Here is a 20,450-nt window from a genome sequence, read left to right on the forward strand (position 1 = left end):
TGCACCCCACCCTTGCTGCCGACAGGTTATCCTGTGGGCAGTAATGGAGGCTGCACATGCAAATCTACAAAGTCGGCGGCGCCGTGCGCGACCGCCTGCTCGGGCTCCCCGTCAGTGACATCGATTGGCTGGTCGTGGGTACCAGCGTCGAAGAAATGCACGCCAAGGGCTTTCGCCCAGTAGGCGCTGACTTCCCGGTTTTCCTGCACCCCAAGACGGGCGAGGAATATGCCTTGGCGCGCACCGAGCGCAAGAGCGGGCGCGGCTATGGCGGTTTTACCTTCCATGCCAGCCCCGAGGTGACCCTTGAGGAAGACCTGATCCGGCGTGACCTCACCATCAACGCCATGGCCGAGGATGATCAGGGACAGGTGCTGGACCCCTTTAACGGCCAAGCCGATCTTGAGCAGCGCATTTTACGCCACGTGTCTCCGGCATTCGCCGAAGACCCCTTGCGCGTGCTGCGTGTTGCCCGCTTCGCCGCACGCTATGCGCCGTTGGGGTTCAGGGTCGCCGATGAAACACTGCAGCTGATGAAGCAGATCGCGACTTCTGGCGAACTGCAGGCGCTCACGGCTGAACGCAGCTGGAAAGAGATCGAGCGCGCGCTGATGGAAGACGAGCCACAGGTGTTCATCAACGTGCTGCGCGACTGCACAGCCCTTGAACAACTGATGCCTGAGCTTGAGGGAGATGCGGCTTCGCTGGCTGCCTTGACGCAAGCAGCCAAACACCATCAGCCACTGCATATTCGCTGGGCCTGCCTGCTGCATGACCTGAGCCCAGCTGCAATCAAGGCACTGAACCAACGCTTCAAGGCGCCGCGTGAATGCCAGGAGATGGCCATGCTGGTGAGCGAATGCGCCGGTCTCGGCCACAAGGCCTTGGAGCTCGACCCTGAAGCGATGTTGGCGCTACTTCAGAGGTTCGACGTGTATCGGCGGCCACAGCGCTTCGAGGATTTCATTGCCGTGTGCCAGATGGTTGCACAGGCAAACGCAGAGGCTTATCCACAGGCGGATTACCTGCGCGCCGCGGCAACGGCAGCCAGAGCGGTAGAAGCGAAGCCGCTCGTAGAAGCAGGGCTGACCGGGCAGGCATTGGGAGAGGCGCTGAGGCACAAGCGCCTGGAGGCACTGAAAGCCTACAAAACCACAGCTGTAAACTGATCGCTCACTGGCTCGTACTTACCCGCGTAGGGTCAGTACGAGCCGCGAAGCACCCGGGCTCAGGCGCTGGTAAGCTGCAAACCGCGCCATTCAAAGGCAACCGGCGCCAGCACCTGGTCGATATTCGCTTCCTGCCACAAGCGGGCCATGCTTTTACCCTCCCCCGGGTGTACCAGCTCGGGCGCCAGCAGCGCCAATGGCCATAGCACGAAAGCGTTCTTCAGAATCTCGGCCCTGGGCAATACCAGCCCATCGAACGTGCCATGCAGATCGTCATACATCAGCACGTCGATATCCAGCGGCAGGCCCTTGCGGTCGGGCGCGTAGCGGCCATTGTCAGCCTCGATGAACTTGAGCCGGCGGTCCAGCTCCATCAACCCAAGGTCTGTCTTGCCCGTCACCACGAAGTTGATGAATGGACCGCTCTTGATCCCCACAGGCTGGCTTTCGAACGCCGGAGAACAACGCAGGTCGCAGAGGATCGCCGCCAATGCATCGAGCCCGGCGCACAGGTGCGCATGGCGGTCGATGTTGCTGCCCAGGCCCAGGTAAACCGTGCTCAGAGACATCCGCGCTCGATCTCCACACCAACACCGCCACGGGCCGCAGGCACCGCGCCCGGCTTGGTCAGCTTGAGCCGCACCCAAGGGATGTGGAACTCTGCCATCAGGACCGCGACCAGCCGCTCGGCGAACGTCTCGACCAGCTCGAAACGCGCCTGCTCGGCAAACGCCTGGATACGCGCCGAAACACTGGCATAGTCCAGCGCCAGGTTCAGATCATCGCCAGCCGCTGCCGGGCGATTGTCCCAGGCGAAACTCAGGTCCAGGCGCAGGCACTGGCGAATATCCCGTTCCCAGTCATAGGCACCGATGACGGTATCGACTTCCAGGCCTTCGATGAATACTCTGTCCAAGCACTTCTCTCCACAGCACGACAAGGGCGACTGGCGCCGTTAGAATCAGGGCGTCCTCGCCCGGAATAGTTAGCATGTTTTGGTTACTGGCGCTGCTCGCCTACCTGCTCGGCTCGCTGTCCTTCGCCATCGTCCTAAGCCGCCTTTCGGGCAGCCCGGACCCGCGCTCCTGCGGCTCTGGCAATGCCGGCGCCACCAACATGCTACGCCTGGCGGGCCGCAAAATGGCGATCCTGACCCTGCTTGGCGACCTGTGCAAGGGCTTGCTGCCCGTAATGCTGGCACGCCTGGCCGGGCTCGACCTGCAAGAGCAGGCCTGGGTAGGCGTCTGCGCGGTGCTCGGCCACCTGTTCCCAGTGTACTTCCGCTTCCAGGGTGGCAAGGGTGTGGCCACGGCGGCCGGCATGCTCATGGGCCTGTATTTCCCCGCCGCACTACTGGCCATCGCCGCCTGGCTGCTGACGTTCTACCTCACCCGCACCAGCTCGCTGGCCGCGCTGATCGCCACACCACTGACCCTGCCACTGCTGGCCTGGCGCGAGCCAGCGGCCCTGCTGCCGATCAGCGTACTGACCGTGATGATCGTCTGGCGCCACCGCAATAACCTGCGCGACCTGTTAGCCGGGCGCGAACGCCACTTCTGACGCACGCGCAAGCGGTTTACAACGGCGGCAACTGCTCCATCGGCCAGCGCGCCTGCACGCTGATCGCCAGGTCCTGCTGCTGCCCGGCCAGCAACCGCTGGCAACCGGCATAGGCGATCATTGCGCCGTTGTCGGTACAGAACTGGGGACGGGCGTAGTACACGTTGCCTTTGATACTGCCGAGCATGTCCTCCAGGGACGCACGCAATGCCTTGTTGGCGCTCACGCCACCGGCGATCACCAGGCGCTTGAGGCCGGTCTGCTTGAGTGCGCGCTTGCACTTGATGGTCAGAGTCTCCACCACAGCCTGCTGGAACGCCAGGGACACGTCGCAACGGGTTTGCTCGTTGTCGTCGCCAGCATCGCGGCACTGCTGCCAGGTGTTCAGGGCGAACGTCTTGAGGCCACTGAAACTGAAGGCCAGGCCCGGACGGTCGGTCATCGGCCGCGGGAACACAAAACGCCCCGCCACGCCGCGCTCGGCCAGGCGAGCGATTTCCGGGCCGCCTGGGTAATTGAGGCCGATCAGCTTGGCAGTCTTGTCGAACGCTTCGCCAGCAGCGTCATCCAGGCTCTCGCCCAGCAACTCGTATTGGCCGACGCCATCGACCCGAACCAGCTGGGTATGCCCCCCGGACACCAACAAAGCGACGAACGGAAACTGCGGAGGGTTCTCCTCAAGCATGGGCGCCAACAGATGGCCTTCCATATGGTGCACGCCGATCGCCGGGATATCCCATGCGAACGCCAGCGCCTGGGCACAGGAGGCCCCCACCAGCAGCGCTCCGACCAGGCCAGGGCCTGCGGTGTAGGCGATGGCGTCGATCTCGGTAGCCACGCAGCCCGCCTCGTCCAGCACCTGGCGGATCAGGGGCAGCATGCGCTTGACGTGGTCCCGCGAGGCAAGCTCGGGTACCACCCCACCAAACACGCGGTGCAGGTCGATCTGGCTGAACAGCGCATCGGCCAACAAACCGCGCTCGCTGTCGTATAATGCGACGCCGGTTTCGTCGCAGGATGTTTCCAATCCCAGTACTAGCATGGGCTCGTCCCTTGTGGGGGCTGATTTCGAAGCCGCGCATGATAGTCCCCGTGCCGGGTGCCGACCAGCGGTTTTCGATCAGAGGCTTTGCATTCCGGCTTGCTAAGGGTTAACATCCGCAACCCTTGAAAACCGACGTTCTCCAGCACACCTTTGTTTTGCCAGGAGCACGTCTACCCCGGTAATGAATTAAGGTAGCCCTGGATGCCAGCCGTCAAAGTTAAAGAGAACGAACCCTTCGACGTAGCTCTGCGTCGTTTCAAGCGCTCCTGCGAAAAAGCCGGTGTACTGGCTGAAGTTCGTAGCCGCGAGTTTTACGAGAAGCCGACCGCCGAGCGTAAGCGTAAAGCAGCTGCTGCTGTTAAGCGTCACGCCAAGAAAGTTCAGCGCGAACAGCGCCGCGCCGTTCGTCTGTACTAATACAGTACAGCCGTTCTACGCAAAGCTTCTGCCCTGCCCGGCTCACCGCCGGGCCGATGGCAGCGGTTTGTTTCAACCTTGAGCAGCTAGCTCAAGGCGTCCATCGCAACTTGCAATGGGCAAAGTGCATCACAACGTCAGAGCTGGTTCCGACCAGTCGTGCACGTCCTCACTGACGAGCCCCTGGTTAACCTGGAGGCTACCGACGAGCACACATTCCCTCGCACATCCCCTAGCAGCTCTTGCCCCTAACGGCGCGCTAGCGATTAGACTTGCCAGTTGCCAGATGACGAGACTGCCATGGCCGGGCTGATTCCCCAAAGCTTCATAGACGACCTGATCAACCGCCTCGACATCGTCGACGTGGTAAGTTCGCGTGTCCAGCTGAAAAAGACCGGCAAGAACTACTCCGCCTGCTGCCCGTTCCACAAAGAGAAAACCCCCTCCTTCACGGTGAGCCCGGACAAGCAGTTCTACTACTGCTTCGGTTGCGGCGCAGGTGGCAACGCCCTGGGTTTCGTCATGGACCACGACAACCTGGACTTCCCCCAGGCGGTCGAGGAGCTGGCCCGTGCCGCAGGCATGGAGGTACCCCGCGAGGAAGGCCGGCGCGGCCAGAAGCCGCGACAGCCAACAGACTCCCCGCTCTACCCGCTGCTGGATGCCGCCTCGGAATTCTACCGCCAGGCCCTGCGCAGCCACCCCACCCGCAAGGCAGCAGTGGATTACCTCAAGGGTCGCGGCCTGTCGGGCGAAATCGCCCGCGACTTCGGTCTGGGGTTCGCGCCACCTGGCTGGGACAACCTGCTCAAGCACCTGGGCGCGGACACCCTGCAACAGAAGGTGATGATCGACGCCGGCCTGCTGATCGAAAACGCCGAAAGCGGCAAACGCTACGACCGCTTCCGCGACCGGGTGATGTTCCCGATACGCGACAGCCGCGGGCGCATCATCGCCTTTGGCGGCCGGGTTCTGGGCGACGACAAGCCCAAGTATCTCAACTCCCCGGAGACCCCGGTATTCCATAAGGGCCAGGAACTTTACGGGCTGTATGAGGCGCGCAAGCACAACCGCAACCTGGACGAGATCATCGTCGTCGAGGGCTACATGGATGTCATCGCCCTTGCCCAGCAAGGCCTGCGCAACGCCGTAGCCACACTCGGCACCGCCACCAGTGAAGAACACCTCAAGCGCCTGTTTCGCGTGGTGCCCAGCGTGCTGTTCTGCTTCGACGGCGACCAGGCCGGGCGCAAGGCCGCCTGGCGTGCCCTGGAGTCGACCCTCTCGGCACTGCAGGACGGGCGCCGCGCGCGCTTCCTGTTCCTGCCCGAAGGCGAAGACCCGGACAGCCTGGTGCGCGCAGAAGGCACCGATGCCTTCATGGCACGCATCAACCAGCACGCCCAACCGCTGGCCGACTATTTCTTCGAGCAACTGAGCGTCGAGGCCGATCCGCGCTCGCTTGAGGGCAAGGCGCACATGGCCACCCTCGCTGCACCGTTGATCGAAAAAATCCCCGGCGCCAACCTGCGTCAGTTGATGCGTAACCGCCTGAAGGAAATCACCGGCCTCGACCCTCAACAGGTCGAGCAGTTGGCCCAGCAGGCGCCTGCCAGCAACAGCGTGCCGGACTACGACCCGGGCTACGACTACGATGCCATGGCCAGCTACACCCCCGACTATGGCGACATGCCGCAGCACGACTACGCCCCGGCGCAGCAGGAGCAGCAGTGGAAGCCAAACAAGGGGGGCGGCAAGAAGCCGTGGAGTGACAAACCCTGGGACAAGAACCGCAAAGGAGGCAAGCCGTGGCAGCAGCGTGATGACGCCCCGCCACGCACGCCAGCACCGGTGGAGCCCCCGACCCTTGCGGCCTTGCGCACACTGCTGCACCACCCGCTGCTGGCCGGCAAAGTCGAGGACGCCAGCCACTTTGCCGACGAAGAGCACCTCTACAGCCAGCTGCTGGTGGCACTGATCGAGGCCGCGCAAAAAAATCCTGGGCTAAGCTCAATGCAGCTGATCGCACGCTGGCACGGCACCGAACAGGGCCGCTTGCTGCGAGCCTTGGCGGAAAAGGAATGGCTGATCGTAGCCGACAACCTTGAACAACAGTTTTTCGACACTATAACTAGCTTGTCCGCCCGCCAACGCGAGCGCAGCCTGGAACATCTGCTCAGGAAAGCACGTCAAAGCGAGTTGAGCAGCGAGGAAAAATCTCAGCTTCTCGCCCTGCTGAGCCGGAATGTTCCCGCACAAACGCCGACCTCATCTGGCGCGTGAGGCCCATGCTCGGGTATAATCCTCGGCTTGTTTTTTGCCCGCCAAGACCTTCAGTGGATAGGGTGTTATGTCCGGAAAAGCGCAACAGCAGTCTCGTATCAAAGAGTTGATCACCCGCGGTCGTGAGCAGGGCTACCTGACTTACGCGGAGGTCAACGACCACCTGCCTGAGGATATTTCAGATCCTGAACAGGTGGAAGACATCATCCGCATGATCAACGACATGGGGATCAACGTATTCGAGAGTGCTCCGGATGCGGATGCCCTTCTGTTGGCGGAAGCCGACACCGACGAAGCCGCGGCCGAAGAAGCCGCTGCCGCGTTGGCGGCCGTTGAAACCGATATCGGCCGCACGACCGACCCTGTGCGCATGTATATGCGCGAAATGGGTACCGTCGAGCTCCTGACCCGCGAAGGCGAAATCGAAATCGCCAAGCGTATCGAGGAAGGCATCCGTGAAGTGATGGGCGCTATCGCCCACTTCCCGGGCACTGTTGACTACATCCTCAGTGAATACGATCGCGTGACCACCGAAGGTGGGCGTCTGTCCGACGTTCTCAGCGGTTACATCGACCCTGACGACAATATCGCCGCGCCGACCGAAGAAGTGCCGATCCCTGGCGCCAAGGCCGCAGCCGCGAAGGAAGAGGCCGACGACGAGGAAGAAAGCGACGACAGCAGTGACGATGAGGAAGAGACCGAAAGCGGTCCGGACCCAGTCGTTGCAGCCCAGCGTTTCGGCGCGGTATCGGATCAGCTCGCCATCACCCTCAAGGTGCTGAAAAAGCATGGCCGCAGCCACGCCGAGAGCATTGGCGCAATGCAGGCCCTGGCCGATCTGTTCATGCCGATCAAGCTGGTGCCCAAGCAGTTCGACGTACTGGTCGAGCGCGTTCGTGATGCCCTGGCCCGTCTGCGTCAGCAAGAGCGTGCCATCATGCAACTGTGCGTACGTGATGCGCGCATGCCGCGTGCCGACTTCCTGCGCCTGTTCCCGAGCAACGAGACCGACCAGACCTGGAGCGGTGACCTGGCCAAGCGCAACACCAAATGGGCTGCTGCCCTGGGTGAAAAGGACGCCGCCATCGTTGCCTGCCAGCAAAAGTTGATCGACCTTGAAACCGAGACCGGCCTGACCGTTGCCGAGATCAAGGACATCAACCGCCGCATGTCCATCGGTGAGGCCAAGGCCCGCCGCGCCAAGAAAGAAATGGTCGAGGCGAACCTGCGTCTGGTGATCTCCATCGCCAAGAAGTACACCAACCGCGGCCTGCAGTTCCTCGACCTGATTCAGGAAGGCAACATCGGCCTGATGAAAGCGGTGGACAAGTTCGAATACCGTCGCGGTTACAAGTTCTCGACCTACGCCACCTGGTGGATTCGTCAGGCGATTACCCGCTCGATCGCTGACCAGGCACGCACCATCCGTATCCCGGTGCACATGATCGAGACGATCAACAAGCTCAACCGTATTTCCCGGCAGATGCTGCAGGAAATGGGTCGCGAACCGACCCCGGAAGAGCTCGGTGAGCGCATGGAGATGCCTGAGGACAAGATCCGCAAGGTCCTGAAGATCGCCAAAGAGCCGATCTCCATGGAAACCCCGATCGGTGACGATGAAGATTCGCACCTGGGCGACTTCATCGAGGACTCGACCATGCAGTCCCCGATCGACGTGGCCACGGTCGAAAGCCTCAAGGAAGCGACCCGTGACGTGCTTTCGGGCCTGACCGCACGCGAAGCCAAGGTGCTGCGCATGCGTTTCGGTATCGACATGAACACCGACCACACCCTCGAAGAAGTGGGTAAGCAGTTCGACGTGACCCGTGAACGGATCCGTCAGATCGAAGCGAAAGCGTTGCGCAAATTGCGCCACCCTACGCGCAGCGAGCACCTGCGATCCTTCCTCGACGAGTGATGACGAACCCCGGCCCAGGCCGGGGTTTTTCTTATGTGACAAAAGGTCGTGGCAAGTAGCTACCCTTCGGGGTGAATGCCCGTCTACACTCGAATTCAGACCACCTGAATACGAGGCTGCCATGCCGCCAATGCCGGCCATTCTGTTGCTGCTCCTGATCCTGTGGAACACAACGGCCGGCGCCCTGACCCTGACAGACGAGGAAAAAACCTGGCTCACTGCCCACCCGCAGTTGAAGCTAGGCGTCGACGCCTCCTGGCCACCGTTCGAATTTCGTGACCAGGAAGGCCGGTACCAGGGATTGGCCGCCGATTACATCGCCATGCTTCAGGAACGTCTGGGCGTGGCATTCAAACCGGTCGAACCCAGCACCTGGACCGAGGTGCTTCAACAAGCGCGCGAAAGCCGCATCGACCTTTTACCCGGCGTCATGTCAACTCCCGAACGGCAGGGCTATCTGGCCTTCACCCGCCCTTATCTGGATTTCCCCATCGTCATCCTGGCCCATGAAGGCGGCCAGCAACCCCGCACACTGAAAGACCTTTACGGCCTGAAAATCGCCGTGGTGGAAAATTACGCTCCACATGAGCTGCTGCGTACCCACCATCCCGATCTCAACCTGGTCGCCATGCCCAATGTAAGCTCGACCTTGCAGGCCCTGGCCACCGATGAGGTGGATGCCGTGGTCGGCGACCTCGCCTCGAGCATCTGGAGCCTGCGCCAGCTTAAGCTGGACGGCCTTTATGTCAGCGGCGAAACGCCCTACCGCTATCAGTTGGCCATGGCCGCACCGCGTGACAAGAAGGTCTTGATCGGCATCCTCGACAAGGTCATGGCCGACATGTCGAGTGAAGAGATCAGGCAGATTCAGCAACGCTGGGTCGGCAATGTGGTCGATCAACGCACGTTCTGGCACGACATGCTCATGTACGGCCTGCCCGCCGTACTTTTGCTGATCGCCATTCTGGCCGTGGTGATCCGCATCAACCGCCGCCTCAGCTCGGAAATATCCAGGCGCATCGCCCTGGAACAGGAACTGCGCAGCAGCGAGTACCATTACCGTGGGCTGATCGAAAGCCTCTCAGCTATCGCCTGGGAAGCTGACGCCAATGACTTCACCTATAGCTACGTCTCACCCCATGCCGAAGACCTGCTTGGCTACCCCTTGCACGAATGGCTCAAACCGGGCTTCTGGCGCAGCATCCTGCACCCGGAGGATGCACTCTGGGCCCAGGCCTACTGCGAAAGTGAAACCGCAGCCGGGCGCGACCACAGCCTCGATTACAGGGTGATGCGTGCCGATGGTCATTCCCTCTGGGTGCGCAATATCGTCAGCATGATCGAGCATGGCCACCGGCCTGTGATGCGCGGGCTGATGATCGACATCAGCGAAACCAAGCGCACCGAAGACGCCCTGCGCCTCTCGGAGCAGAAGTTCGCTTCGGTATTCCAGCAATGCCCCGACATCCTGTTGATTGCACGCCACAGTGATGGGTGCCTGCTGGAGGTCAACGAAGCTTTCGAAGAGCAGATCGGCCTGACCCCAGGCCAAGTGGTTGGCCGCACCGCCACAGAGCTGAACTTGTGGGGTACGCAAGGTGCCGGGCCACTGCTGCTCGAACGCCTGCACCAAGGTGGCATCCGCAACCTGGAAATGAGCTTCCGGCGCAGCAATGGCCAATTGTTCACAGGCCTGACCTCTGCCGAAACCTTCGAGCTCGATGGCACCCTGGCCTTCGTCGTCGCGGTACGCGACATCAGCCAGCTGAAGGAAACCCAGCAGCAACTGCAAACCTCTGAAGAGAAATTTGCCAAGGCCTTCCACGCCTCCCCGGATGGCCTGCTGCTGTCGCGCCAGAGCGATGGCCTGCTGATGGAGGTAAATGAGGGTTTCTGCCGGCTGACCGGCTACGACCTTGACCCTGCCCTTGACCAGACGTCCTTTGACCTGGGCATCTGGGTCGACCTCAACGAACGCAAACGCCTGATCACTCAACTCACCCGTGATGGTTTCGTGCGCGATTTCAGCTGCCATATCCGCCGCAGCGACGGGCAGATCCGCCTGTGCGAACTGTCCGCACGGCCACTGCCGATTGCCGGCGTCGATTGCATGCTGACCATTGCCCGCGATATCACCGAGCGCCATTTGATGCAGGAAAAACTGCAACTTGCCGCCACCGTCTTCGAAAATACCGCCGAAGGCGTTCTGATCACCGATATCGACCAGCGCATCAGCGCGGTAAACCGTGCGTTCAGCGAAATCACCGGCTACAACGAGACTGAAGCCCTGGGCCAGACCCCGCGCCTGCTCGCCTCCGGCCAGCACGACAGCGCCTTTTACGCGGCCATGTGGCATCAGCTCACAGCAGAAGGCCATTGGCAGGGCGAGATCTACAACAAACGCAAAAATGGCGAGCTTTACCCGGGCTGGCTGACCATCAGCGCCGTGCGCAACAGCGACAGCGATATCACACACTTCGTCGCCGTGTTCGCCGATATCTCCAGCCTCAAGCATGCTCAGGCCAAACTCGATTACCAGGCCCACCACGACCCACTTACCGGCCTGCCCAACCGCGCGCTGTTCGAGAACCGCCTGCAGGCCGTGCTTACCTGCTCGCAAGCATCCAACCGCCAGGGCGCGGTGCTGTTCCTTGATCTTGATCGCTTCAAGCACATCAACGACAGCCTTGGCCATCCGGTCGGCGACCTGCTGCTCAAGGGCATCGCCCAGCGTCTCAAAGAGCAAGTGCGCGACGTCGATACCGTGGCGCGCCTGGGTGGCGACGAATTCATCATCCTGCTGCCGGGCCTGCACAAACCCAGTGATGCCAGCGCCATCGCCAACAAACTGCTGTCCTGCTTCAGCGCGCCCTTCCAGGCCGGCGAACACGAGTTTTTCACCAGTGCCAGTATCGGCATCAGCCTTTACCCTCAGGACGGCACCGACGTCGCCACGCTGATCCGCAACGCCGACGCCGCCATGTACCGCTCCAAAGCCAAAGGCCGCAACCGTGTCGAAGCCTACACCCGCGACCTCACAGCCCAGGCCAGCGAACGTATTGCCCTGGAGCACGAGCTGCGCCGGGCCATAGAGCGTAACGAAATGAGCCTGTGCTACCAGCCCAAGTTCAGCCTCAAGACCCAGACCTTGGTGGGCGCAGAAGCGTTGATCCGCTGGAGCCACCCCACCTTCGGCGAAGTGCCGCCAGAGCACTTCATCCACCTCGCCGAAGAGAACGGCACCATCCTGCAGCTCGGCGACTGGGTGCTGGAGCAGGCCTGCCGGCAGATGCACCAGTGGAAGAAGCACTACCAAGCCTTTGGCCCGCTGTCGATCAACCTCGCAGGTGCACAGCTGCGCCACCATGGCCTGGCCAAGCGCATCGAGCAGTTGCTCAAGACCTACCAACTGAAGGCGGGCGACCTGCAGCTGGAAATTACCGAGAACTTCATCATGAGCCAGGCCGAAGAAGCCCTGGCCGTGCTCCACCAGCTAAAGCAGCTGGGTGTGCAACTGGCAATCGATGATTTCGGCACCGGTTATTCATCCCTGAGCTACCTCAAGCGCCTGCCACTCGACATCCTCAAGATCGACAAGTCGTTCATCCGCGGTTTGCCGGACGACCCGCACGATGCAGCCATCGCGCGCGCCATCATCGCACTGGGGCGCAGCATGCAGTTGACCATCATCGCCGAAGGGGTGGAGAACCAGGCGCAGCAACGATTCCTGGCCGCAGAGGGCTGTGAACAGATCCAAGGCTATATCGTCAGCCTGCCGCTGCCACCCGATGATTTCGCAGCGACGTTTCTTCGCATAGCACTAACCGATCTTTCGGATGGCACGCTTTCGAAACCCTCGTTATAATCCGGGCACTTACTGAGGGCCTATAGCTCAGTTGGTTAGAGCAGAGGACTCATAATCCTTTGGTCCACGGTTCGAGTCCGTGTGGGCCCACCATCTCCAAAGCCGCGCACTTGCGCGGCTTTTTCATATCCGCTTTGCGCAGAAAGAAATAGCACGCCAGGGCTGTGAGGTAGGGCGCGCAAAAGCTAACAGCACCTGCAATACAGATACTGAGCAATACCTGTGGCCTTGTACCCCCTGGGCTACAAAATCACGCTGACCCACGCACTATGTAGCCTATGAGCTACATAATTAGTCTTGGCGACACTTGCTCGAATGTAGCTTACGGGCTACATTTTTCAGCATTACGCCTATTTTTGGTGCCCAAGGGCTACAAATGACTTCTCTCTACGATGTCTCCGAAATGCTGAAACAGGCGCGTGGTGAGGCGAAGCTGAGCCAGGAAGCGCTGGCCGGACGTGCCGGCGTCTCGCGCACGACCGTGGCACGTATGGAAACACTGGCCAAAGGCGATATGAGTGTTTCAGTGCTGGTTCGCCTGCTGGAAGCAGCCGGCTACGACCTGAAGCTAGTCAAAGCCGGACACCAGCGCACTGTTGAAGACATCCTTAGCGAGCAGCGGTCAGGGAACACGTGAGCATGATTCTCGATGTGCACGTCAGCTCAAGACTAGTGGCCAAGCTCTATCGGGAGCGCGATGAATACGTGCTGAAATACCTGCCAGGCAGCACAGCGGAAGACTTCGTCAGCCTGACTATGCCGGTTCGCGAAGAAGCATGGCGCTGGCCCCGTGACCTGTTCCCGTTTTTCCGCCAGAACCTGCCCGAAGGGTATTTACTGGGCGTTATCCGCGAAGAGTTCGGCCCGCTGCTTGATGGCACCGACCTTTCGCTGCTGGGCGTCGTGGGTGGCACCGGCATCGGCAGAGTCTCAGTCACGCCTGAAGGGGTCCAGCCTGGCGTCGATATCGCCCCACTCGAGATAGAACACCTCCTCAAGGCAGAAAACACCAACGAACGCTTTGCCGCACTGGTGCGGCAATACGCGCGGGTAGCCGTGTCGGGGGTCGTGCCTAAGTTCATCGCCAGCGACGCCGTCGCACCTCGGGAGCCGCTGGGGAAACCGACACTGCGTACCAATTCGCACATCATCAAGGGATCCGACGACACGACCCCTTTTCTGGGCTTCAACGAGTTCTACACCATGCGTGTACTGGCCCGGCTGAATGTCGTGCCTGTCGCCACCTGTCGCATGTCTGAAGACGGCAAAGTCCTGGTAGTGGATCGCTTCGACGTCGACGCGCACGGCATCCCCCGCTACGGAGTCGAAGATGCCTGTGGGCTGCTTGGTTTACCGCCACATGAAAAGTACGCGCCCACCACCGAGCGGGTGTGGAAGGCCACCCGGGCCTATATTCCCGCTGGTAGTCTGCAAGCGCAACGCGAGCACCTGGGCTGGCAGCTGCTGACCAACTACGTGGTACGCAATGCTGACTGCCACGCGAAGAACATTGCGCTGTTTTACACCTCGCGTGCTGATGTGGCCTTTACTCCGATCTATGACCTTGTGACCACGCAGGCCTACCCGCGCTTCGCCAGCAATCCACCAGGCCTGTCCGTAGCCGGCAGACAAACCTGGGCACCAGGCCGTTCGCTGGAAACCTTTTTCAAAGCCGTCCTAGGTATTCCACCGCGCCAGTATGCCGCCATGGTCGAGCAACTCTGCGAGTCAGCCGTTGCGGTCGGCACAGAAGTGATCGAAGCTGCGAAAAACGAGCCTGCCTGGCGCGATATGGCCAAACACATGGTGCATGCCTGGAACGAGGGTATGGAGACACTACGCAGCCCCAAAGCCGCCCCGCACTTTCGCGGCTTGGATACCGCCATTGAAGACGCCGGCTTCTCAGGGCCGCGCACCCCAGAATGCAGCCGAGAGGTGATTGGCCGCTCTGAATTGCTGGCAAAGAAGCGCTGAATTTATAGCGCGGGGCCAACGGCTGCGGCTTTGTTCATTTCCACGCGCTCAAGCATCCCGCCGTCGCGGCATGTGCCGCTGGCGCGGGTTGTAGAAGGTGCTATCGGAAGGAATGTCTTGAGTCACCAGAGACATGGCCCCGATGATTACGTTGTCGCCGATGCTGATCTGGTCAGCAATGATGCAGCTATTGGCACCAAGGCTGACGTTTTCGCCTATGCACAGCGAGTAATGGTCCAGGCCGAGGGTCTTGATGCCGACCGAGCAATTCTGCCGTATCAAAAAATTACGCCCGATGCTTACTTGGCCAGTGATCACCACACCTGGCAGATGGGCGATACGAAGGCCTGGGCCTATTTGCGCACCGATGTCGATATCCACGGCGTACTTGAGGTTGAGCCGCTGCTGCATGCCGCGGGCATATCGCCTGCTCAGGCCGCCGCGACCATCGAGGTACTGCGCCAGGCGATAGGCGAAAAGAAAGCGCAGCTTGTTGTCCTTGCGCGCTCGACGCAGCACGTTGCACAACAGACTGATACGGCGTCCGGGCTTTTTCTTGTTGGAGACCTCATGTCGCCAGCATTCCAGCAAGGTTTCGAAATTCACGACGTGGGCCCACTTGAATCAGCCATCCATGATGCCGCAATCAAGCCAGCCACGCATCAGCACTTTGTCTTGCCCTGGTCACTGCAGCCTGGCTAGGCTTGCAAGCCCACTGTAGAGACTCGCCATGTCGAATCCCCGCCAAATCGCCCTCGATGACATCGATCACCAACTGATCGCCCTGCTGCAGATCAATGCCCGCGAAAGCGTCGCCACCCTTGCCCGCCACCTGGGTATCGCTCGCACCACCGTCAACTCGCGCCTGGCGCGCCTGGAGAAGGGCAAAGTCATCACCGGATATGGCGTACGCCTGGGCCAGCGCCTGGCCGATGGTGGCTTGCAAGCCTATGTCGGGATCAAGGTGCAACCGCGTTCCGGCAAGGAGGTCGTGCGCCGCCTGGCTGCCATGGGGCAAGTGCAGCAATTGTGCGCGGTCAGCGGCGAGTTCGATTACGTAGCCTGGCTGCGCAGCGACTCGCCAGAACAACTGGACCAGTTGCTGGACCAGATTGGCAGCGTAGAAGGCGTGGAGAAGACCACCACCTCGATCATCCTCAGCAGCAAAGTGGACCGCGGCCAGCCCGTCTAGTTGGTAGCAGTGCAGGCGCTAAGCATCAATCGTCAAAAGTATTGATACACATGTCGTTATGACAAATAAAACGCCAATACGACGACGCTTTGCATCTTAATTACGAACACCCGTCGCCCTAAAATGACCACCAGGCATCTCCTATACTCAGGCTCCGCCCCTGCGCAGCCGCTCTGGCAAGGTCACTGCAATGAACAAGAAAAACCGCCACCCGGCCGACGGCAAGAAACCCATCACCATCTTCGGCCCGGACTTCCCGTTCGGCTTCGACGAGTGGCTGGAACACCCGGCTGGGCTGGGCAGCATTCCGGCTGATCGCCACGGGGAGGAAGTCGCTATCGTCGGTGCCGGTATCGCAGGCCTGGTGGCGGCCTACGAGCTGATGAAGCTGGGGCTCAAGCCTGTGGTGTATGAGGCCTCGAAGATGGGTGGCCGACTGCGCTCGCAGGCCTTCAACGGCACCGACGGAATCATCGCCGAGCTCGGGGGCATGCGCTTTCCGGTGTCCTCCACCGCCTTCTACCACTATGTCGACATGCTGGGCCTGGAAACCAAGCCCTTCCCCAACCCACTGACACCGGCATCCGGCAGCACGGTGATCGACCTGGAAGGCCAGACCTACTACGCCGAAACAGTCAGCGATCTGCCCAAACTGTTCCATGAAGTGGCCGATGCCTGGGCCGACGCGCTGGAAAGCGGCGCGCAGTTCGCCGATATCCAGCAGGCGATCCGCGATCGCGATGTTCCGCGCCTCAAAGCGTTGTGGAACAAGCTGGTACCGCTGTGGGACGACCGCACCTTCTACGACTTCGTCGCAACCTCGCGCTCGTTCGCCCAACTGAGCTTCCAGCACCGCGAGGTGTTTGGCCAGGTCGGCTTCGGCACAGGTGGATGGGACTCGGACTTCCCCAACTCGATGCTGGAAATCTTCCGGGTAGTGATGACCAACTGCGACGACCACCAGCACCTGATCGTCGGTGGTGTGGAGCAGGTACCACAGGGCATCTGGCGCCATGTACCGCAGCGCTGCGCCCACTGGCCCGAGGGCACCAGCCTGAGCGCGCTGCATGGCGGCGCACCGCGCACTGGGGTAAAACGCATTGCCCGCGCAGCCGACGGGCGCCTCGCCGTCACCGACAACTGGGGCGACACTCGCCATTACGGCGCCGTGCTCGCCACCTGCCAGAGCTGGTTGCTGACCACCCAGATCGATTGTGAAGAATCGCTGTTCTCGCAAAAGATGTGGATGGCCCTGGACCGCACCCGTTACATGCAATCGTCGAAGACCTTCGTCATGGTCGATCGGCCGTTCTGGAAGGACAAGGACCCGCAAACCGGCCGCGACCTGATGAGCATGACCCTCACTGATCGGCTCACCCGCGGCACCTACCTGTTCGATAACGGCGACGACAAGCCGGGCGTGATCTGCCTGTCCTACGCCTGGATGAGCGACGCCCTGAAGATGCTCCCGCACCCCGTGGAAAAACGCGTGCAGCTGGCCTTGGATGCACTGAAGAAGATCTACCCCAAGACCGATATCGCCGGGCATATCATCGGCGACCCGATCACCATTTCCTGGGAGGCCGACCCGCACTTCCTCGGTGCATTCAAGGGCGCACTGCCCGGCCACTACCGCTACAACCAACGGATGTACGCGCACTTCATGCAGCAGGACATGCCCATCGAGCAACGCGGGATGTTCATCGCCGGCGACGACGTATCGTGGACCCCGGCCTGGGTCGAAGGGGCGGTGCAGACGTCGCTCAATGCGGTGTGGGGTATCATGAACCACTTCGGTGGCCAGACCCATCCGGACAATCCAGGCCCGGGCGATGTGTTCGACGAAATCGGGCCAATCGCCCTGGCAGACTGAGACAAGGAGGCAGCATGCGCATCGCTCTGTTCCAGGGTGCACCCAACCCGCTGGATGTGCCCGGCAACCTGCAACGGCTGCGCCACCAGGCGCACTTGGCGGCCGAGCGTGGCGCACAGTTGCTGGTGTGTCCGGAGATGTTCCTGAGCGGCTACAACATCGGGTTGGCACAGGTAGAGCGCCTGGCGCAGGCCAATGATGGCCCAGCGGCCATGGAGGTGGTGGAGATCGCCCAGGCGCATCGCATCGCCATCGTCTATGGCTACCCGGAGCGCACTGACGATGGCGCGATCTACAACAGCGTGCAACTGATCGACGCTCATGGCCGTAGCCTGTGCAACTACCGCAAGACGCACCTGTTCGGTGAGCTGGACCGCGGCATGTTCAGTGCGGGCGCCGACCACTTTCCGGTGGTCGAGCTGGAAGGCTGGAAGGTCGGGCTGCTGATCTGCTACGACATCGAGTTCCCGGAAAATGCCCGGCGCCTGGCGCTGGACGGCGCTGAGCTGATCCTGGTGCCGACCGCGAACATGGCACCGTATGATTTTGTCTGTCAGGTAACCGTGCGCTCCCGGGCACAGGAAAACCAGTGCTACCTGGTGTATGCCAACTATTGCGGGGCCGAGGGCGAAATCCAGTACTGCGGCCAGAGCAGCATCATCGCGCCGGATGGCAGCGTGCTGGCCATGGCCGGTCGGGAGGAGTGCCAGTTGCTGGCGGACTTGGCGCAAGAGCAGGTGGTGCAGGGACGTAAAGCATTTCCTTACCTCGCCGATCTGCGCCAGGAGTTGCATCTGCGGCGAGGCTGAGAGGGCCAACAAATTTGTTAGCATGTGTGCCTGACCCGGAGCCCCCATGCCTGATGCCACTCGCCACCTCACCTTAGCCAACGGCCTGCAGCTCACCCTGCGCCATGCCCCGCGGCTCAAGCGCTCGGCTGCGGCGCTGAAGGTCCACGCGGGCAGCCACGATGCCCCGGCAAAATGGCCAGGGCTGGCGCACTTTCTCGAACATCTGTTCTTCCTTGGCACCCCCCGCTTTGCGCTGGATGACGGCCTGATGCGCTACGTCCAGACCCTCGGCGGGCAGGTCAATGCCAGCACCCGCGAACGCACCACGGATTTCTTCTTTGAAGTGCCGCCCGCAGCCTTGGCCGGCGGGCTGCACCGCCTTTGCCAGATGCTCGCCGAACCAGACCTGGGTCGCGAGCGCCAGCGCCGCGAGCGTGAAGTGATCCATGCCGAATTCATCGCGTGGTCGCGCAACCCGCAGGCACAGCAGCGCTTGGCCCTGCTGCAGTCAGTGTCGGCTGGCCATCCGCTAGGCGGTTTTCATGCAGGCAACCGGTATACCTTGGCGTTGCAGGACCCCGCCTTTCAGCGAGCGCTCACAGATTTCCATCAACGCTATTACCAAGGCGGCCAGATCACCTTGAGCCTGTGTGGGCCGCAACCGCTGGATGAGCTCGAACAGCTTGGAAGGCACTACGCCGGTGCGTTTGCGTGTGGCGAACGCAGGCCACAAACACCGCCACCGGCCCTGTCGAGCACCAGCACTGGCCTGGTCTTCACCCATGAAAACCTGCCCCCTGGTGCCGAACGGGCATTGGAGCTGCTGATTGCCGGCTTGAGCGACAGCAGGCCGGGCACCTGGCTGGATGCACTACGCCAGCGCGGCTGGCTGCAAGCGTTCAAGGCTGAAATGCTCTATGCCTTCGCCGGGCAGATGCTCTGGCACATCGAGCTCGAACTCAGCAAAGACGCCTGTGCAGAAGAAGCTCACGCCCTGCTGCACGGATGGTTCGGCTTCATCCGACAGTGCGATCCGGCGCACCTGAACGCCGAATTCGGCCTTTTGCAACAGAGCCGCGAACGCAACGCCAGCCCCCTCGATCTGGCCCGCCGCGACAGCGCAGGCCAGCCATTGGCGGCACTTGATGCACAGGCACTCTGCGCATTTCAGGCACTGCTCGAAGGCCTGCCATCGCGCAAGCATGGCCCATGGCAGTTGCCAGCCGCCGATCCCTTGCTGCTTCCCGGCTTGCCCCCCACGCAATTGCCGCAATTGCCTGCAGCGCTGACGGTCAATCAGCAACTGCCAGCGGCGCGCCAGTACGGGGCAGTTCATCTGCGCTGGCAAGTGCCTTCGGCCCTGCGCCAGCGCCTCTATGCTGTGCTGGAACGCGCCCTGCAGCCGCTACAGGCACGCTGCGAGCGTGCCGCTGTGCAACTGCAGTTCAGTGCTGCAGGCGAGTATTGGCAGCTGCGTTGCGCTGGCCTGCTCACAGCGGTCATAAAAGCCGTCGAACTCGCCATCGCGTGTTTGCGTTCGCCCGCTGCTGACTGGGATCCGCCTACACAACAGCCCCCCTTGCTGATCCCGATCAGGGCCCTGCTCAACCAACTGCCAGAGGCACTCACAGGCGCAGTACCAACGCCCGAGCCAACCAGGGCGGTCAATCAACAGGCACTCGATGATGCATGGCAGCACAGCCGATGGCATGGCCTGGCGGTGGGGTTCGATACAACTGCCCTGCAAGCCCTGAGCGCAGCCTTGCAAGGCTGCCCCGGACAGTTCGGCATGCCCGTACCGCCGCCCGCCTGGCACGGCCGGCGCTGGCACCACGCCAAGGTGCCGGGCAGCGAGCCCGCACTGCTGTTGTTCTGCCCCGTGCCTGCGCACCAGCAGGCCTGCGGCCGGCTTCTCGCCCAGTTGCTGCAAGGGCCTGTGTACCAAAGGTTACGTGTGGAATTGCAGCTGGGTTACGCCGTATTCAGTACCTTTCGTCAGGTGGAGGGCATCGGCGGGCTTCTGTTCGGCGTGCAATCACCCCATGCCACCCACGCTGAGATCCTCGGTCACCTGCTCACCCTTCTGCGCCAGGGGGTACGCCTGGACGCAGCTGCACGCCAGAGGTTGGCGGAACAGTTCGACGAGCCAGCCATGGCCAACGCGGACCTCGCCGATTGGGCATGGCAGACACACTTGGCTACACTACCCGGTGATCTCCCCGCATTAAGCGCGGCTATCCTGAAAACGCAACAAGCACATCTGGACGATTTGCTGGGTGGCCTGCTCGCAGCCGATTCACCCTCGCTCTGCCTGGCCAATGGGCCTGCGCCAGAGGGGGCCTGGCACTGACCCGGAATCCATT

General features: G+C 61.6%; 16 protein-coding genes and 1 tRNA gene. 13 read left to right on the forward strand and 4 right to left on the reverse strand.

Translation table 11 applies throughout. The features are described 5' to 3' along the window. Positions 1-56 precede the first annotated feature (56 nt). Positions 57-1,169: a multifunctional CCA addition/repair protein gene (locus ACIPZH_RS17120; RefSeq protein WP_400636980.1), complete on the forward strand. Its 1,113-nt coding sequence runs from the start codon at positions 57-59 to the stop codon at positions 1,167-1,169. Between the two features lie 59 nt (positions 1,170-1,228). On the opposite strand, the gene folK is transcribed toward ACIPZH_RS17120, so the two are convergent. Further along, a complete protein-coding gene (folK, locus tag ACIPZH_RS17125; RefSeq protein WP_241807062.1) occupies positions 1,229-1,738 on the reverse strand; it encodes a 2-amino-4-hydroxy-6-hydroxymethyldihydropteridine diphosphokinase in 510 nt (169 codons plus the stop codon). Continuing rightward, a complete protein-coding gene (folB, locus tag ACIPZH_RS17130) occupies positions 1,729-2,085 on the reverse strand; it encodes a dihydroneopterin aldolase (RefSeq protein WP_241807061.1) in 357 nt (118 codons plus the stop codon). Before folB ends, folK begins: the two co-directional genes overlap by 10 nt. Positions 2,086-2,159: 74 nt before the next feature. Here folB and plsY point away from each other — a divergent pair, with 74 nt between their 5' ends. Beyond that, complete coding sequence (gene plsY / locus ACIPZH_RS17135) at positions 2,160-2,729, forward strand: glycerol-3-phosphate 1-O-acyltransferase PlsY (protein WP_267819226.1); 570 nt, start codon at positions 2,160-2,162, stop codon at positions 2,727-2,729. A gap of 16 nt (positions 2,730-2,745) precedes the next feature. Here the strand turns inward: plsY and tsaD are convergent, their stop codons facing one another. Beyond that, complete coding sequence (gene tsaD, locus ACIPZH_RS17140) at positions 2,746-3,771, reverse strand: tRNA (adenosine(37)-N6)-threonylcarbamoyltransferase complex transferase subunit TsaD (RefSeq protein ID WP_400636983.1); 1,026 nt, start codon at positions 3,769-3,771, stop codon at positions 2,746-2,748. Positions 3,772-3,975: 204 nt separating this feature from the next. On the opposite strand from tsaD, the gene rpsU reads away from it, so the two are divergent. The 7 genes from rpsU to ACIPZH_RS17175 all read left to right on the forward strand — a co-directional run bounded on the left by rpsU (position 3,976) and on the right by ACIPZH_RS17175 (position 14,231). Beyond that, complete coding sequence (rpsU, locus tag ACIPZH_RS17145; RefSeq protein ID WP_003255575.1) at positions 3,976-4,191, forward strand: 30S ribosomal protein S21; 216 nt, start codon at positions 3,976-3,978, stop codon at positions 4,189-4,191. Between the two features lie 300 nt (positions 4,192-4,491). Continuing rightward, positions 4,492-6,474 carry a DNA primase gene (gene dnaG, locus ACIPZH_RS17150; protein WP_349976501.1) on the forward strand — a complete coding sequence of 661 codons (1,983 nt, stop codon included), beginning with the start codon at positions 4,492-4,494 and terminating at the stop codon, positions 6,472-6,474. A 67-nt stretch (positions 6,475-6,541) separates the two neighbouring features. Further along, a complete protein-coding gene (rpoD, locus tag ACIPZH_RS17155) occupies positions 6,542-8,392 on the forward strand; it encodes an RNA polymerase sigma factor RpoD (RefSeq protein WP_241807057.1) in 1,851 nt (616 codons plus the stop codon). 121 nt (positions 8,393-8,513) lie between these two features. After that, positions 8,514-12,257, forward strand: coding sequence for an EAL domain-containing protein (locus ACIPZH_RS17160; RefSeq protein WP_400636985.1), 3,744 nt, complete (start codon positions 8,514-8,516; stop codon positions 12,255-12,257). Positions 12,258-12,273: 16 nt separating this feature from the next. Continuing rightward, a tRNA-Ile gene (locus tag ACIPZH_RS17165) sits at positions 12,274-12,350 on the forward strand. 283 nt (positions 12,351-12,633) lie between these two features. Further along, positions 12,634-12,894 (forward strand): helix-turn-helix transcriptional regulator, encoded by a 261-nt coding sequence (locus ACIPZH_RS17170; protein ID WP_400636987.1) that lies wholly within the window; start codon positions 12,634-12,636, stop codon positions 12,892-12,894. Between the two features lie 2 nt (positions 12,895-12,896). Further along, a complete protein-coding gene (locus ACIPZH_RS17175) occupies positions 12,897-14,231 on the forward strand; it encodes a type II toxin-antitoxin system HipA family toxin (protein ID WP_400636989.1) in 1,335 nt (444 codons plus the stop codon). A 48-nt stretch (positions 14,232-14,279) separates the two neighbouring features. Here the strand turns inward: ACIPZH_RS17175 and ACIPZH_RS17180 are convergent, their stop codons facing one another. Beyond that, a complete protein-coding gene (locus tag ACIPZH_RS17180; RefSeq protein ID WP_400628759.1) occupies positions 14,280-14,837 on the reverse strand; it encodes a serine acetyltransferase in 558 nt (185 codons plus the stop codon). A gap of 124 nt (positions 14,838-14,961) precedes the next feature. Here ACIPZH_RS17180 and ACIPZH_RS17185 point away from each other — a divergent pair, with 124 nt between their 5' ends. From ACIPZH_RS17185 to pqqF, 4 genes are all read left to right on the forward strand, one after another. After that, positions 14,962-15,423 (forward strand): Lrp/AsnC family transcriptional regulator, encoded by a 462-nt coding sequence (locus tag ACIPZH_RS17185; RefSeq protein WP_012316578.1) that lies wholly within the window; start codon positions 14,962-14,964, stop codon positions 15,421-15,423. 190 nt (positions 15,424-15,613) lie between these two features. Continuing rightward, entirely contained in the window at positions 15,614-17,296 is a 1,683-nt protein-coding gene (locus tag ACIPZH_RS17190) for a flavin monoamine oxidase family protein (RefSeq protein WP_400636991.1), read from the forward strand. A 14-nt stretch (positions 17,297-17,310) separates the two neighbouring features. After that, positions 17,311-18,105 (forward strand): carbon-nitrogen hydrolase family protein, encoded by a 795-nt coding sequence (locus ACIPZH_RS17195; RefSeq protein WP_400636993.1) that lies wholly within the window; start codon positions 17,311-17,313, stop codon positions 18,103-18,105. 46 nt (positions 18,106-18,151) lie between these two features. Next, complete coding sequence (gene pqqF, locus ACIPZH_RS17200) at positions 18,152-20,437, forward strand: pyrroloquinoline quinone biosynthesis protein PqqF (protein ID WP_400636995.1); 2,286 nt, start codon at positions 18,152-18,154, stop codon at positions 20,435-20,437. Positions 20,438-20,450: the final 13 nt, after the last annotated feature.

The organism is Pseudomonas sp. NPDC089758 (assembly GCF_044748705.1).
In the GTDB taxonomy this organism is placed as follows: domain Bacteria; phylum Pseudomonadota; class Gammaproteobacteria; order Pseudomonadales; family Pseudomonadaceae; genus Aquipseudomonas; species Aquipseudomonas putida_X.